Here is a 13,097-nt window from a genome sequence, read left to right on the forward strand (position 1 = left end):
TCACTGGGCCTTCAGCTTGTCCAGTTCGGACTTCGCGGTCGCCTTCTGGGCGTCCGTCAGCGGCACGAACTTGGCCGCCTCGACGATCTCCTGGTTGTTCTCGAGGTAGAACTCGACGAACCCGAGGACCTGCTTCTTCTGCAGCCCCTTGTCCGACGGGTAGATGAACAGCGGGCGGGCCAGCGGCGTGTAGGTGCCGTCCTGGGCGGTGGCCACCGACGGCTCGACGCAGCCCTTGCCGCCGTCGATCTTCAGCGCCTTGAGCTTGTCCGCGTTCTCCTCGTAGTAGGAGAAGCCGAAGTACCCGAGAGCACCCTTGGCACCGGACACGCCCTGGACCGTCACGTTGTCGTCCTCGGTCGGGTTGTAGTCGGTCCGGCTGGCCCCTTCCTCGCCGTTGATCTCAGCGGTGAAGTAGTCGAACGTGCCGGAGTCCGAGCCGGCGCCGTACAGGGGGAGCGGCTCGTTCGGGAACTTGGGGTCGACCTGGTTCCAGGTCTTGACCTTGGAGCCGGGCTCCCACATCTTCTTCAGCTGGGCGACGGTGAGGCAGTCGACCCAGTCGTTGTCCTTGTTGACGACCACCGTGAGCGCGTCGTTGGCGACCTGGAGCTCGGAGAACTTGACGCCGCTCTTGTCGCACAGCGCCTTCTCCTCGTCCTTGATCGGCCGGGAGGCGTTGGAGATGTCGGTCTCACCGGCACAGAACTTCTTGAACCCGCCGCCGGTGCCGGAGGTGCCGACAGCGACGTCGACGCCGCTCTGCTCCTCCTTGAACAGCTCGCCCGCGGCCGCAGTGAGCGGCTCGACCGTGCTCGAGCCGTCGACGACCACCTGGCCAGACAACGCCTCGCCGCTGCCGCCTTCCCCGGAATTCTCGTTGTTGCTACCGCCGCAGGCTGACAGGGCTAGCAGCGCAGCCGTCGAAACGGCGAGGTAACGCAAGTGCTTGACCGGGCGGATGACCACCGGGCACCCCTCCTGAGTTGGGCCCCGCGAATCCGGGGCGCGGCGAGCTGTCGCACGTTCATGTGACAACTAGATCGAAGAAGTTCGATGTAAACGCCAGGTGAACAAACGGTGAGCACCAGGCTCCATATAGACGAATGTCGATGTAATGCAAGCCGGATGTGATGGGCCGGCCCCGCTCCGCAGTCCCGGTACGACGTTCACCTGGCGGTCACGCAGTGACTGGAGGCCTGGGCAGCTGTCAGCACCGGGCAATCGCACGATCTACACTGCTGAGGTGAGCCCCCGTCGAAGCGCCGCGGCAGCCGGCGCGGCCAGTGGCGACGGCGCTCAGCAAGTGGCCGGTGTCGCGATCGACCGCGATGAAGCCGAACGCCTGGCTGTTGTCCTGAAGGCACTCTCGGATCCGACCCGCCTGCAGCTCTTGGCGATGATCGAGTCGAGTGCGAACCGCGAGGCCTGTGTCAACGATCTGACCGAGCCGCTGGAGCTCAGCCAGCCGACGATCAGCCACCACCTGAAGATCCTCGTCACGGCAGGGATTCTGGCCCGTGAGAAGCGAGGACTGTGGTCCTGGTACTCGATCGTGCCGGACCAGCTCCAAACCCTTCGCGCCTTGCTCCCCGGCCCGAGCTTCCTCCAGAACGAGCGCTAGCGCCCCGGCCCAGCGCAGTACGATCTAGCTCTGATGCCTCCAGTTCGCGCTCGCCGTCCTCGTCCGGCGGATATGACAGTCCCTGTCGGCGCGCGCACGGTGTTCACCGACGGTGCCTGCTCGGGCAACCCTGGACCTGGCGGCTGGGCCTGGGCGCTGTCGACGAGCGAGTTCGCGGCCGGTCACGAGGCTGCCTCCACGAACCAGCGGATGGAGATCCGTGCCGCCCTCGAGGCGGTGCGGGCCAATGACGGTCCGCTGCTGGTCGTGTCGGATTCGACCTACGTCGTCAACTGCTTCCGCGACAGGTGGCATGCCGGCTGGCTCGAGCGAGGGTGGCTCACCTCGGCCAAGAAGCCGGTCGCCAACAGGGACCTCTGGGAGCCGCTGGTGGAGTTGGTGACCGAGCGCAGGAACGTCGCCTTCCACTGGGTCAAGGGCCATTCCGGCCACGAGATGAACGACTTCGTCGATCGCCTGGCCGTGGCCGCCTGCTTCCCACCGCACTGACCTGGATTCAGCGTGTGGGAGACGCCGAGGCTTCGGCGAGGATTCGTCGGACGTTGCCCTCGGCGAAGAAGTCTGTGGGAGAGAGTGCGCCCGAGATCACGCTGACGAACCCGTCCATTGCGTCCTGGTTGCCCTGGATGGCACCGAGGAGTTGCTGCATCGCCGCGGGTGCTGGTTCGAGGGTGGCCAGTTGGGCGGTGAACTCGTACAGCGGCGTCGCCTGGGCGTCGCGTTCCTGGTGCCAGGTGCCCATCACGTCCTCGAAGGGCTTGCCGCCGCCCAGCCAGTCGTCGACCGCGTTGCTGCAGCGTTCGGCGTCGTGGAAGGCGTCAGTGATTCCCTGGGCCGTGATCGGGTCCTTGTTGTAGCCGGCGTCGCCGACGAGTGCGTAGCCATCGCCATAGGGTGTGCGGAACCAGCCGGGCACGGAACCGCCGAGGAAGGGCGCTTCCTGCTTCGCGGCGCCGAGCCGGGCCGCGAACGACGGCACCAGGTCGAGGGTCCGGTAGAAGTTGCCGGCGACATCGGCTTTGAACGCCTGTGCTTCGGCGTGCGGCCAGCCCAGCACCACCATCGTCAGGCCGTCGTTCGTCGGCGCGGCGCCGAATCCGCGGTCCGGACGGATGTAGGTCTCGAAACCGCTGACCGGCAGGCCGCTGAAGTAGGTGAAGTAGGCGTACTGCAGCCGTGGCTTGGTGTTGTAGTCCTGCGCGCCGACGGCTTTGGCGACCTTGCTGTTGCGGCCGTCCGCGCCGATCACGATGTGCGCCCGCGCTTCTCTGTCGCCAGATCGGATGCCAGTCACCCTGCCGTCTTCGATCAGCACCTCGTCGACGTTGCAGGCCTCGCGTACTTCGACTCCAGCTTCGCGTGCGGCGTCGACGAGTAGCTTGTCGAGGACGGTACGACGCGGTGCGTAGGCGGTGTCGATGCCGTCGACCGGCAGGGTGGTCCCGCTGATGACGACCGGTCCGAAATCGAAGGAGTACTGCGTGATCGGTGGGCATCCCGTGGCCGTGAGCCGATCGAGCAGGCCCCAGCGGTGCAGTGCGGCCACGCCGGGTGCGTGGATGATGTGGGTCGACAGAGTGTCGCTGGGGAACGTCGCGCGGTCGACGGCGAGGACGCGGTAGCCCTTGCGAGCCAGCAGCATGGCGGTCGGTGCGCCCGCGGCCCGGGTGCCGATGACGATGGCGTCGTACATGATGGATCCTCCTGGTCGGGTGGTTCAGCACCACCGTCCCCGGCGGAGGCGGATCCGGTATCGGGGAGCTCCCCTATTTCGCGGCGGGTTCCCGGCGGACGGCGTAGGCGGCGGCCTCGGCGCGGTTGCGCAGGCCGAGTTTGACCAGGATGTTGCCGACGTGATGCTCGACGGTCTTCCGGCTGATGAAGAGCCGCTCGGCGATCTGCGGGTTCGACAGTCCGGCTCCGAGCAACCGGAGAACATCCTCCTCGCGACGGCTGAGCGGGTTGCCGGACGGGGCCGGTGGGCGGACCTTCTGGCCGAGCTGACGCAGTACGGCGGTCGCCGCGTCGACGTACCGTGCCGCTTCGAGCATTTCGAAGCTGCGGAGTGCGTTCCTGGCTTCCGCGATGGCGACTTCGGGGTTGTCGTGGCTGCAGGCGCGGGCGAGGTCCAAACGGCACAGGCTCGCCTCGAGCGGGAGCTGGGACCGGTTGAAGCCGTCGAGTGCGTCCCGAAGCCAGCGCTTCGGGTCGCCGTGTCCGGCTCGACCGTGGGCGAGGGCAACCAACGCGTTCGCGTACGGCGACGGGTGCAGGTCCGCGCAGGCGGCCATCGCCTCGATCGTTGGCTGCGGATCTTGGCCGGCTGCCAGTTGTGCATCGGCGAGCAGGGCCAGCAGCGGCAGGCATGAGCTGGTCCGAGGGTCGGCGCGGTGTGCCGCGTGTTCGAGCAAGTCGAGCGCGACGGCGTACTCGCCGCGTGCGAGGTGCAGCGCTGCGCGAGGCTGGACCGAGTCGTCGTCGGTCAGTCCGTCCAGGAGTGCTGCTGCCTCGTCGTACCTGCCTTGTCTCACGCGCAGGTCGGCGAGTCGGGCGAGTGCGCCGGCCTTCAAGGTTCGCCGCCCGAGGGCCCACAGCCGCACGGCCGCGGTCAGCGCCGCGTCGGCCTCCGGCCAGCGACCGGCGGCGGTGAGGATGCCGCCGTAGTGGGTATGGCAGTAAGCGCTCACCGCAGGGAGCCGACGGCGCTCGGCGACCTGCTCACCGATCCTGATCCATTGGTCGGCACGCGTTACGTCGTGGGCGTGTTCGCAGGCCGAGAAGAGTTGGCAGAAGATCTCTTCGACGACCAGGAAGCTGTCGACCTCAGCGCCGGCGACGGCGGCGCAGGCTTCGTCGAGCAGCAGCATGCCCTCCTCGGTGCGGTCGTCGTGCACCAGGCTCGCGCCGAGATAGGCCAGGGCCGCGAAGGTCAAGTCAGCATCCTCGGTACGGCGGCCGATCTCGACGGCCAGCCGGAAGTCGGCGTTCTTGCGTGCGCGGTCGCCGTCGAACATGCCTTCCGTCAGCGCAACCCAGCCGCGCTCGTTGCTGTCGGGGAGGTCGCTCAGCAACGTCTTCGCCCTCGCGATCCAGCCGCTGGCCACCGCCCAGTCGCCGGAGGTGGACCCGTGCATCCCGCCGAGCATCCGGGCGACCCGGGCTGCGCCGGCGCCGTCCCCGGCTGCCCGGTATCCGGCGTACGCCGTCTCCATCTCGTGGAGTGAGCGGTCGTACTCGAGCAGTACGAACGACGCCGAAGCCAGGACCTCCAGGACCTCCGGGCCACGCCCGGCCTGCTCGAGAGCAGCCCGCGCCGAGACTGCGTCGCCCCTGCGCAACGCCGCTCGTCCTTCTGCGATGAGCTCGGCGGCCATGTCCTGATCACCCCTCCAGCAAGTGCATGCGCCAAAAGCTCACCGGTCAACCCCCCGCCGGGTGCGAGGTCTTGGTCTGGACGCGGTTCAGCATGTCGTCGCCTGCGTTGCGAACGGCAACGTCCACTGAGCCGACGACCTACCTGTCACGGGGTTCTGTCAGCCGTCCGACGGTGCCTGGGTGGCGGCCGGCGGCGAGGAGAGCTGCGCAGGCGCCGCGTACGGCGATGGTCTGCGGCGCGAACGCGGTACGGATCGAGCACGACAGTCGCTCGGCGATGCGACAGGTGATGGCCGGTCGCAGAGCGCCGCCGCCGGTGAGGAGGGGACCTCGGTCGAGTGCGTCGACTACCTGGGGACCGCAGTTCTGATGCAGGAGGTCGGTCACCATTGCGCAGGTCGAGTCGACGAGATCGTCAGCTGTGATCGAGCCGAAGTCGCTGGTACCGAGCGGGACGCGGCGTGCTTCGAGAATCGAGTCGTTGCCCAGGACCCCTACCTCGGTCAGGTCGGCGCCGAGGTCGATCACGAGCAGAGGTTCGGTGAGATCGGCCTTGGCTCCGAGGGCAGCCGCTCGGACGGTGTCGATGGTGAGCACAGCGCGTGGCCGGAGTATCTCGACGGCGGCCAGGGCCGCGCTGCGGTCAGCGTCGCTCGACAGCACAGGAAGGGTCATGACGACCAGCTCCGGCCGCTGCGTCGGCGGAACGTGGCGGCTCAGCAGCCGGGCGAGCAGCCGGGCTGCCACCGCGGCGTCGGCGATGCTGCCCCGGCGAACGGGGTAGCCGAGGACGTCGGGTGGACACGCGATTGTCGGTGCGTCCGCGACCAGGCCGAGGCTGGGTATCCAGGCCCGGGTTCGGGCGCTACCGAGATCCAGCGCGAGCCCCGGGCTGCCCCGGGAACCACGACGGCGCAAGGCGGCCCCCAGGCCTGGCAGCTCGATCATCGTGATCCTCTCTGCACGGATGGCAGCTCAGAGGGAGCGCTGCTGGCAGCTGACGCAGAGGGCGACGTAGGGGAGGATCTCCAGCCGTTCGACGGGGATGATCCCGTGGCAGCTCTTGCACGTTCCGTACGATCCGTCCGCGAGGCGCTGCCCCGCGGCGTCGATCTCCTCGAGAACGCGTCGGATTGCCGCCGTCTGGGCCGCCTGGAGGTCCGCGTCCGCGTGCGGGGCGCTGTCCTCGATCGCGCGGAGCTGAGCGAGCCGCGAACTGCGTTCGTGTTCGAGGCGCTGCCGTGCCTCGTGCTGGGCGAGGTGCTGGGTCCGGCCCACATCCGTGGTCATCTGGATCCGGGTCCTTTCGAACTGCTCGGGAATGATGAGAGCCGGCGTGCGCGAGGAGGTGTTCGCGCACGCCGGCCGGCGTCGGACGCATCAGGCTGGTGACTGCGTCGTGCCACCCACCATGACCGACGGCCGGGAGGTTCACCATCGGGCCTGGCACCCATTTCGGCGGGTGATCGGGCTGTAGGCGACCGCGACCGGTGGCTGCCTGCCACCGCGTCGACTTGGCGGCTGGGGGCACGCTGTACGGTAGGCAATTCGGCCGCCTGCAGAGAGTTTGTGGAGTAGCGGTGACAGTGATGAACAGGCCCGGTCCGGTGCCGTTGTTCTGGCGGATCTTCGGTCTGAACGCGATGGTGCTCGCGGCTGCGACGGCGCTGCTGCTCTGGGCGCCGGTCACGGTGTCGGTGCCGGTCCTGTTCACCGAAGCGGTCGTTCTCGTGGGCGGCCTGGCGGTGATGCTGGTGGCCAACGCCGTACTGCTGCAGGTCGGGTTGGCTCCACTGGACCGGTTGACCCGGCGGATGGCGACTGTCGATCTTCTCCGGCCCGGTCAGCGTCTGCCGATCGCGGGGCAGGGTGGCGTGTCGCAGTTGATCCGAGCCTTCAACGACATGCTCGCGCGGCTGGAGGCCGAGCGCGCAACCAGCAGCGCGCGGGCACTGTCGGCGCAGGAATCGGAGCGACGCCGGATCGCGCAGGAGTTGCACGACGAAGTCGGTCAAAGCCTCACGGCAGTGCTGCTCGAGCTCAAGCGGGCAGCCGATCGCGTGACCGAGCCGGAGGTGCGCGCCGACCTGCAGCATGCTCAGGAGACGACTCGCGCGAGTTTGGACGAGGTACGTCGACTCGCTCACCGGCTGAGGCCAGGTGTGCTCGAGGACCTCGGCCTGGTCAGCGCTCTGGCGGCGCTGGCCGAGGAACTGTCCACCCACACCGGGCTGCTGATCCATCACCGTTTCCAGCCGGGCCTGCCGCCGCTGGATGCGCCCACCGAACTGGTGCTCTACCGGGTCGCGCAGGAAGGACTGACGAACGTTGCGCGGCACGCCGACGCCACCCGGATCGACGTACGGCTGAGCCATGACGAAACCTCCGTGCGCCTCTGCATTCGCGATGACGGCCGGGGACTCGGGCTCAGTCACGAAGGGGCGGGGATCAGAGGGATGCGCGAGCGCGCGCTCTTGGTCGGTGCGGCGCTCGACCTCGGTGCCGGGCCGGACGCAGGCACCGAGTTGAGTCTTGTGGTGCCTGTCGGAGCCGCGGGGGCCGACCGTGTCTGAACCAGGTGGCACCACCCGCACCCGCATCCTGCTGGCCGACGACCATGCGCTGGTACGTCGAGGCGTTCGGCTCATTCTGGACGGTGAACCCGACCTGACGGTGGTCGCCGAAGCGTCCGACGGCAAGGAAGCCGTCGACCTGGCGCGAGCGGGCGGGATCGACCTCGCGATCCTCGACGTGGCCATGCCGCGGATGACAGGTCTCCAGGCCGCGCGGGAACTTTCGGCCGATCGGCCGGAGCTGCGCATTCTGATGCTGACGATGTACGACAACGAGCAGTACTTCTTCCAGGCGCTGAAGGCCGGGGCCGCTGGTTACGTCCTGAAGTCGGTCGCCGACCGGGACCTGGTGGAGGCCTGCCGGGCGGCGATGCGCGGCGAGCCGTTCCTCTATCCGGGCGCGGTCAAGGCGTTGATCCGCAACTACCTGAACCGTGTCCGCGACGGGCAGGACCTCCCCGAACAGGTGCTGACCGCTCGCGAGGAGGAAGTGCTCAAACTGGTGGCGGAAGGGCACTCGTCGAAGGCGATCGCCGAGATGCTGTTCATCAGCGTCAAGACCGTCGAACGGCACCGAGCCAACATGCTGCAGAAGCTCGGTCTGCGTGACCGCCTCGAGTTGACCCGCTACGCGATCCGCGCCGGCCTGATCGAACCCTGACCGGCCGGATGCTGGTTGGCCGGGCGTGTCAACTGGATGCAGGGGAGCGCGTGAGGCGGACACAGCACTGGCCGGGCTCAGGCTCGAGGCGGGCCTGCAATTCGGTCGCGTGAAGGCCGGTCAAGAGACCTTCGATCAGGCAGAGGTTCATCGCGCAGACCAGCGTCGTGTGCTGCTGCGCGAGTGCGTGGAAGGGACAGTTGCCGAGGACGATTTCGTCTACTTGAACTCTCGGCTCGAAACCGTGCTCTTCGAGGATGCGCAGCACCTCGCCGGAGCCGGTCGCCACGGTACGGCCGGCGGCGAGTTGGCTGCCCAGTTGGCGGGCGCGCCGGTTGAGAGCTGCTCCTGACGGCTCACCGGTGGCCTCATTGTCTTCGATGGCGGCGGCCAGCAGGCGTCCGGCGAGTTCGTAGCGACGGTCCGGCAGTGACACCTCGATCTGTCGGTCAGACCGACAGTAGAGCTTCGACGGCCGACCCGCTCCCGGGCCGGAGCGGCCGGTACGGCGCTCGAAGACGACTGCCAAGAGGCCCTCGTCAGCCAGTCGGTCGAGATGGAACGCCGCAGTGGCCCGGGCGAGACCGAGCTCCGCGGCAGCTTCGTCCCGGGTGACTGGGGCGGCCTGACGTACGACGTACTCGTACAGCCGCCGCCGCGTCGGCTCCTCCAACGCGGCCACCGCGGCGATCCGCGCTGCCCGGGTCTCGTCCATCACCACATTCTAAAGCTAAGCACCGTTGACTAAAACCTGGAATGGCTTCTAAAGTCAATATAGATCTATTTTAGAAGGAGCTGATGGCGATGACTACCGAGCTGCCGAACACCGGCACACCCAGCCGCGCGCTGTCCGACCCGGCCTACCAGGCCTTTCTGGCGCTGCGAACGGTCTTCACGGTGGCGCCGATCCTGTTCGGGCTGGACAAGTTCGCGAACCTGCTGACCGACTGGCCCGGCTACCTGGCCTCTTGGATCGACGGCATCGTTCCGGGCACGGCACAGGACGCGATGTACGCCGTAGGTGTCATCGAGATCGTGGCCGGGATCGCCGTCGCCGTGGTGCCGCGGTACGGCGGCCTGCTCGTCGCGGCCTGGCTCGCCGGCATCATCGTCAACCTGCTGACCATTCCAGGCTTCTACGACGTCGCCCTTCGCGACTTCGGCCTGCTGGTCGCCGCCCTTGCACTGTCCCGCCTCGCGACGAAGTACACCTCAGCCGCGCGCGGCTCGTGATCGTCAGGTGAGGGAGAGCGTGACGCCCAGGGTCGCGAGTGCGGCGACCTTGGTCGTCTCGAGGGCGACGTAGTACAGGTGGAGGGTCGAGCGTGGCAGGTTCTCGCCGGCGAGGATTCGGTCCGAGCGGCGGTTGAGCTTCGGCCGGATGGCGATGAGTTGTACGGCGAGAACGGCGACCACGACACCGGTGAGTGCTGCCACGCCGGCGGTCGGGGCACCGGTGGCCACGGCTGCGAGCGCGACCAGCGCCCAAGCGATCTCGATGCGATTGAGTGCTCGAAAGACGATCCGGCCGATGCCGAGCCCGAGCGGAATCGTGACACCGGGGGCCCGGAACTTGAGCGGCGCTTCGAGGAACGAGATCGCGAGCACCATCCCGAGCCAAAGGAACACGACCGCGGTCGCGACGGCGACTGATTGGCTGTTCATGCTTCCTTCCGGCTTGCTCGGAGGTGGACCACGCAGGCATCGGGCTCGGCGAACGGCTCGAGGTCGGTCGCTGTGATCGGGGCGCGGATCTCGGTGAGCGCGCCTTGCATCAGGCCGAGGTGGAGCGGGCACAACGTGGACGAGTACTCCTCGGCGAGTTCGAGGAAGGGGCAGTGCCGCAGCCTGATCCGGTCCGGCGACTCGCCGGCGTACTCGGGAGCGAAGCCGAGATCGTCCATCATCGCGGCCAGTCGTCGGGTGGCCTCCGGACGGCCGGGCGTGCGGAACGGCGGGAGCTGCTCGATCAGGTGCCGGCCCCACGCGCGTCCGGCATCCTCGGCGCCGGATTCGCCTTCGGTTGCTGCGAGCCGGCCGAGCAGGATCTCGGACAGCAAGCGGTATTGCCGTCGCCCGGCCCGATCCATACCGGGGCGGGCCGAGTAGACGGTGCGCGGGCGGCCGCGGCCCGATGGCTCGTCGAGGGTTCGTTCGACGACGCCTTGGGAGGTGAGCGCGTCGAGGTGGAAGCGCACTGTGTTCGGGTGGAGATCGGTCCGCTCGGCAATCTCGACGACGCCGACCGGGCCATCCGCCGTACGCACCGCTTGGAGCACTGCAGTGCGCCGCGGGTTCTGCCCGCTGTCCTGTCCGGTCGCTTGCATTTAATACCAATAGCACATGTAATAATAGTTGGAGAAGAGAGGGGGAGGCGCTGCTGTGGAGGAACCCAGAGTTCGTGTGCTCGCAGACCTTCAGGCGCTGGCCGAGGACTCGCAGATTCCCTCCGGTGCTCGCTGGGCTTTGTCGGAGCCGGGTCGTCAGCTCGACGCGAACCTGGTGCATCTCCCGGCCGGCCGGCGAGTCGACACCCACGTCGAGCCGGACCTGGACGTCGTACTCGTCGTGGTCGCCGGCGACGGATCCATGGGTACGCCGGAAGGCTCGCAACCGGTCGCGACCGGCAGCCTCGTCTGGCTGCCTCATGGTTCGACCCGAGACCTCACCGCAGGCGCAGCCGGCATGTCCTATCTGACAGTGCACCGCCGTCGCCCCGGCATGCAGATCAGAACCCGCTCCGACAAATGACAGCCGGGTCGGCACCCGACAGTGGGGCGGACTACCCACTCCCAGTGCCGACCCGGCCCAGCACCCCAGCCCCACCGTTGTCGGGCTTGCGTTGGAGTGCGGTCGAAGGTTTAGCGTCGCCGGCATGACTGCGAAGACAAGGTGTCAGGAAGCGCGGCGGAGTTCGTAGGTGCTGATTTGCAGGTGGTCGGTGGCGATCGTTCCGTCGGTGGTGATTCCTGAGCTGGTGGTCAAGGTCAGCATCGACCCGGCAACCGTGTAGCGGCCGTCGTACGTGGTGCCGCCCAGGTTCTCCTCGAAGGTTCCGTCGGCCTTGAAGTCGATCCGCAGATTGCCGTCCGCGGTCGCCCAGGCGCCCGTCAGGGACATGGTGCGAGGGCTGGTTGCGGATGCCGAGGGCGTCGGCGTCATGGATGGTGTCGACGATGTGGAGGTCTCGGCCGGCGCAGCCGTTGAGCTGGTGTCGGTTGACGAGCAGGCAGTCAGCCCGAGTACGGCGATCAGTAGCAGGGCGACGTGATTCGAGTTCATGGCGACGAGGCTTCCACGGCTGCGACGCCCGAACGAGAGCCCTGCTTTTCCTGGATTCGCGCAACCTAGGTACTGGAGGAACCACCCTTGAGCACGTCGCACCGTCGTACCGTTGCCTTGAGCAAGCGCATGGAGCTCACCGAGTTCCTGCGTAGCCGGCGGGCGCGTCTCAAGCCCGAGGACGTCGGGCTGCGGAACCTGGGCGGTCGCCGGCGGGTGGCGGGTCTACGCCGCGAGGAACTGGCCCAGCTGGCCGGGATCAGCGTGGACTACTACGTACGGCTGGAGCAGGGCCGAACTCAGAATGTCTCCACCGAGGTGCTCGATGCGGTGTCCGGCGTACTCCGGCTCGATCATCACGAACGGAACTACCTGCGCAATCTCGCCAGGCCCGTGCTGCCGCGGCCGGGAGCCGGTGCCGGGCGGGATCAGGTGCGGCCTGGGGTGCAGCGGCTGGTCGACATGGCCGAGACATCCCCGGCGTACGTCGTCGACCGCCGACTGGACGTCCTGGCCTGGAACCGGCACGCGTGTGCGCTGTTCACCGACTTCGCGCGGCTTCCCTTGGTGGAGCGGAACTGGGCGCGGCTGATCTTTCTCGACGACGACATGCGCGCCCTGTTCGCCGACTGGGCCGGCAAGGCCCGCGACACCCTGGCGCACCTGCGAGTCAACGCCGGCAACCATCCTGAGGACCCGGAGATCGCCCGCCTGGTCGGTGAACTGTCGGCGAAGAGTGAGACCTTCCGCAGGTTGTGGGCGGACCACGAGGTGCGGGAGCGGAGCCACGGTCGCAAGGTCCTCAACCACCCGCTGGTCGGCGGGCTGGTCCTCGACTTCGAGTCGTTGAGAATGCCCGACGACCCCGACCAGACACTGATCATTTACACGGTGGAAGCTGGTTCGCCCTCCGAAGCCGCGCTCAGCCTGCTTGGCGGATCAGGTGCATAGTGCTAGCTTCATTAGCACTATGCACTGGCAGATAGATCACGACTCGCTGGAGCCGCTGCGCGATCAGATCGTGGCGGCGGTCCGGCGCGGGATCGGGGCCGGGGAGTTGGTTGTCGGCGACGCCTTGCCACCGGCCGCCGAGCTGGCCGAGGCCTTGGGTGTCGACCGCAACACGGTGCTGGCGGCGTACCGAGCACTACGCGACGACGGCATCCTCGACTTCCGCCGTGGCCGCGGCGTGCGCGTCGCGCGAGCGAAACAGACGGAAGAAGCCGTCATCGATGCGGCCCGGCGGCTCATTGCCCTCGGGCGCCGGCACGGCATGGACCGTGATGATCTGCTGCACCTCGTGAAGGAGCTGACATGAGCGAGCACACCCTCGGTGCAGGCACCGTCCTCACTGGCCGGGTGACCAACTGGCCGATGATCTGGCTGACCACCGCACTGCTCGTGCCGTTGGGTCTGACGGTTCGCAACGGCCCGGCGGTGACAGTCGAGCTCGACAACGGTCGGCGGGTGGAACAGGTCTGAATCACCAGCTGCAGACGAGGTGGGGGGTGGCCCGGCGGCGAACAATGGGCGGTGCCTTGCCCGATCGCCATCGCCGGGA

Annotated in this window: 19 protein-coding genes; 10 read left to right on the forward strand and 9 right to left on the reverse strand. The window is 67.9% G+C overall.

From position 1 onward, the window contains the following. A complete protein-coding gene (locus ACIBGM_RS03635; protein WP_360517092.1) occupies window positions 1-969 on the reverse strand; it encodes a PstS family phosphate ABC transporter substrate-binding protein in 969 nt (322 codons plus the stop codon). A 277-nt stretch (window positions 970-1,246) separates the two neighbouring features. Between ACIBGM_RS03635 and ACIBGM_RS03640 the strand changes: the two genes are divergently transcribed. Both ACIBGM_RS03640 and ACIBGM_RS03645 read left to right on the forward strand, forming a co-directional pair. Continuing rightward, window positions 1,247-1,624 carry a metalloregulator ArsR/SmtB family transcription factor gene (locus ACIBGM_RS03640; RefSeq protein WP_360517095.1) on the forward strand — a complete coding sequence of 126 codons (378 nt, stop codon included), beginning with the start codon at window positions 1,247-1,249 and terminating at the stop codon, window positions 1,622-1,624. A gap of 72 nt (window positions 1,625-1,696) precedes the next feature. Beyond that, complete coding sequence (locus ACIBGM_RS03645; RefSeq protein ID WP_360517098.1) at window positions 1,697-2,134, forward strand: ribonuclease H; 438 nt, start codon at window positions 1,697-1,699, stop codon at window positions 2,132-2,134. A 7-nt stretch (window positions 2,135-2,141) separates the two neighbouring features. Here ACIBGM_RS03645 and ACIBGM_RS03650 read toward each other — a convergent pair whose 3' ends face one another. From ACIBGM_RS03650 to ACIBGM_RS03665, 4 genes are all read right to left on the reverse strand, one after another. After that, window positions 2,142-3,338 carry an NAD(P)/FAD-dependent oxidoreductase gene (locus tag ACIBGM_RS03650; RefSeq protein WP_360517101.1) on the reverse strand — a complete coding sequence of 399 codons (1,197 nt, stop codon included), beginning with the start codon at window positions 3,336-3,338 and terminating at the stop codon, window positions 2,142-2,144. 73 nt (window positions 3,339-3,411) lie between these two features. Continuing rightward, window positions 3,412-5,019: a LuxR C-terminal-related transcriptional regulator gene (locus ACIBGM_RS03655; RefSeq protein WP_360517104.1), complete on the reverse strand. Its 1,608-nt coding sequence runs from the start codon at window positions 5,017-5,019 to the stop codon at window positions 3,412-3,414. A gap of 139 nt (window positions 5,020-5,158) precedes the next feature. After that, entirely contained in the window at window positions 5,159-5,968 is an 810-nt protein-coding gene (locus ACIBGM_RS03660; protein ID WP_360517107.1) for a rod shape-determining protein, read from the reverse strand. Window positions 5,969-5,995: 27 nt separating this feature from the next. Then, window positions 5,996-6,310, reverse strand: a complete 315-nt coding sequence (locus ACIBGM_RS03665; protein ID WP_360517110.1) for a TraR/DksA family transcriptional regulator — start codon at window positions 6,308-6,310, stop codon at window positions 5,996-5,998. Window positions 6,311-6,609: 299 nt separating this feature from the next. On the opposite strand from ACIBGM_RS03665, the gene ACIBGM_RS03670 reads away from it, so the two are divergent. Continuing rightward, window positions 6,610-7,593, forward strand: a complete 984-nt coding sequence (locus tag ACIBGM_RS03670) for a sensor histidine kinase (protein WP_396384373.1) — start codon at window positions 6,610-6,612, stop codon at window positions 7,591-7,593. Continuing rightward, entirely contained in the window at window positions 7,586-8,254 is a 669-nt protein-coding gene (locus ACIBGM_RS03675; protein WP_360517116.1) for a response regulator transcription factor, read from the forward strand. The genes ACIBGM_RS03670 and ACIBGM_RS03675 overlap by 8 nt, the downstream gene beginning before the upstream one ends. Before the next feature lie 28 nt (window positions 8,255-8,282). Here the strand turns inward: ACIBGM_RS03675 and ACIBGM_RS03680 are convergent, their stop codons facing one another. Next, window positions 8,283-8,969, reverse strand: a complete 687-nt coding sequence (locus tag ACIBGM_RS03680) for a helix-turn-helix domain-containing protein (RefSeq protein ID WP_360517119.1) — start codon at window positions 8,967-8,969, stop codon at window positions 8,283-8,285. A gap of 89 nt (window positions 8,970-9,058) precedes the next feature. Between ACIBGM_RS03680 and ACIBGM_RS03685 the strand changes: the two genes are divergently transcribed. Further along, entirely contained in the window at window positions 9,059-9,487 is a 429-nt protein-coding gene (locus tag ACIBGM_RS03685; protein WP_360517122.1) for a hypothetical protein, read from the forward strand. A gap of 3 nt (window positions 9,488-9,490) precedes the next feature. On the opposite strand, the gene ACIBGM_RS03690 is transcribed toward ACIBGM_RS03685, so the two are convergent. Continuing rightward, window positions 9,491-9,919: a hypothetical protein gene (locus tag ACIBGM_RS03690; protein WP_360517125.1), complete on the reverse strand. Its 429-nt coding sequence runs from the start codon at window positions 9,917-9,919 to the stop codon at window positions 9,491-9,493. Further along, window positions 9,916-10,581, reverse strand: coding sequence for a helix-turn-helix domain-containing protein (locus ACIBGM_RS03695; RefSeq protein WP_360517128.1), 666 nt, complete (start codon window positions 10,579-10,581; stop codon window positions 9,916-9,918). Before ACIBGM_RS03695 ends, ACIBGM_RS03690 begins: the two co-directional genes overlap by 4 nt. Before the next feature lie 55 nt (window positions 10,582-10,636). Here ACIBGM_RS03695 and ACIBGM_RS03700 point away from each other — a divergent pair, with 55 nt between their 5' ends. After that, window positions 10,637-11,005 (forward strand): hypothetical protein, encoded by a 369-nt coding sequence (locus tag ACIBGM_RS03700; RefSeq protein WP_396384374.1) that lies wholly within the window; start codon window positions 10,637-10,639, stop codon window positions 11,003-11,005. A gap of 144 nt (window positions 11,006-11,149) precedes the next feature. Here the strand turns inward: ACIBGM_RS03700 and ACIBGM_RS03705 are convergent, their stop codons facing one another. Then, window positions 11,150-11,374 (reverse strand): Atu4866 domain-containing protein, encoded by a 225-nt coding sequence (locus ACIBGM_RS03705; protein WP_360517133.1) that lies wholly within the window; start codon window positions 11,372-11,374, stop codon window positions 11,150-11,152. On the opposite strand from ACIBGM_RS03705, the gene ACIBGM_RS03710 reads away from it, so the two are divergent. The 4 genes from ACIBGM_RS03710 (at window position 11,373) to ACIBGM_RS03725 (ending at window position 13,018) form a co-directional block, all read left to right on the forward strand. After that, on the forward strand, window positions 11,373-11,525 hold the full coding sequence (locus ACIBGM_RS03710) for a hypothetical protein (protein WP_360517136.1): 153 nt from the start codon (window positions 11,373-11,375) through the stop codon (window positions 11,523-11,525). The genes ACIBGM_RS03705 and ACIBGM_RS03710 overlap by 2 nt on opposite strands. 98 nt (window positions 11,526-11,623) lie before the next feature. Then, window positions 11,624-12,487, forward strand: a complete 864-nt coding sequence (locus ACIBGM_RS03715) for a helix-turn-helix domain-containing protein (RefSeq protein ID WP_396384375.1) — start codon at window positions 11,624-11,626, stop codon at window positions 12,485-12,487. 19 nt (window positions 12,488-12,506) lie between these two features. Further along, complete coding sequence (locus ACIBGM_RS03720) at window positions 12,507-12,854, forward strand: GntR family transcriptional regulator (protein ID WP_396384376.1); 348 nt, start codon at window positions 12,507-12,509, stop codon at window positions 12,852-12,854. Beyond that, the gene (locus ACIBGM_RS03725) at window positions 12,851-13,018 is read left to right on the forward strand and encodes a hypothetical protein (RefSeq protein ID WP_360517145.1); all 168 of its coding nucleotides are present in this window, start codon (window positions 12,851-12,853) and stop codon (window positions 13,016-13,018) included. The genes ACIBGM_RS03720 and ACIBGM_RS03725 overlap by 4 nt, the downstream gene beginning before the upstream one ends. The last annotated feature ends 79 nt before the right edge of the window (window positions 13,019-13,097 follow it).

Source organism: Kribbella sp. NPDC050470 (assembly GCF_044458365.1).
Classification (GTDB): Bacteria; Actinomycetota; Actinomycetes; order Propionibacteriales; family Kribbellaceae; genus Kribbella.

Bases quoted from the DNA above. Each gene is read 5' to 3' on its own strand.
- ACIBGM_RS03645 (WP_360517098.1), top strand. From the start codon at position 1,697: ATGACAGTCCCTGTCGGCGCGCGCACGGTGTTCACCGACGGTGCCTGC.
- ACIBGM_RS03650 (WP_360517101.1), bottom strand. From the start codon at position 3,338: ATGTACGACGCCATCGTCATCGGCACCCGGGCCGCGGGCGCACCGACC.
- ACIBGM_RS03655 (WP_360517104.1), bottom strand. From the start codon at position 5,019: ATGGCCGCCGAGCTCATCGCAGAAGGACGAGCGGCGTTGCGCAGGGGC.
- ACIBGM_RS03660 (WP_360517107.1), bottom strand. From the start codon at position 5,968: ATGATCGAGCTGCCAGGCCTGGGGGCCGCCTTGCGCCGTCGTGGTTCC.
- ACIBGM_RS03665 (WP_360517110.1), bottom strand. From the start codon at position 6,310: ATGACCACGGATGTGGGCCGGACCCAGCACCTCGCCCAGCACGAGGCA.
- ACIBGM_RS03670 (WP_396384373.1), top strand. From the start codon at position 6,610: ATGAACAGGCCCGGTCCGGTGCCGTTGTTCTGGCGGATCTTCGGTCTG.
- ACIBGM_RS03680 (WP_360517119.1), bottom strand. From the start codon at position 8,969: ATGGACGAGACCCGGGCAGCGCGGATCGCCGCGGTGGCCGCGTTGGAG.
- ACIBGM_RS03685 (WP_360517122.1), top strand. From the start codon at position 9,059: ATGACTACCGAGCTGCCGAACACCGGCACACCCAGCCGCGCGCTGTCC.
- ACIBGM_RS03690 (WP_360517125.1), bottom strand. From the start codon at position 9,919: ATGAACAGCCAATCAGTCGCCGTCGCGACCGCGGTCGTGTTCCTTTGG.
- ACIBGM_RS03695 (WP_360517128.1), bottom strand. From the start codon at position 10,581: ATGCAAGCGACCGGACAGGACAGCGGGCAGAACCCGCGGCGCACTGCA.
- ACIBGM_RS03710 (WP_360517136.1), top strand. From the start codon at position 11,373: ATGGTGCGAGGGCTGGTTGCGGATGCCGAGGGCGTCGGCGTCATGGAT.
- ACIBGM_RS03705 (WP_360517133.1), bottom strand. From the start codon at position 11,374: ATGTCCCTGACGGGCGCCTGGGCGACCGCGGACGGCAATCTGCGGATC.
- ACIBGM_RS03720 (WP_396384376.1), top strand. From the start codon at position 12,507: ATGCACTGGCAGATAGATCACGACTCGCTGGAGCCGCTGCGCGATCAG.
- ACIBGM_RS03725 (WP_360517145.1), top strand. From the start codon at position 12,851: ATGAGCGAGCACACCCTCGGTGCAGGCACCGTCCTCACTGGCCGGGTG.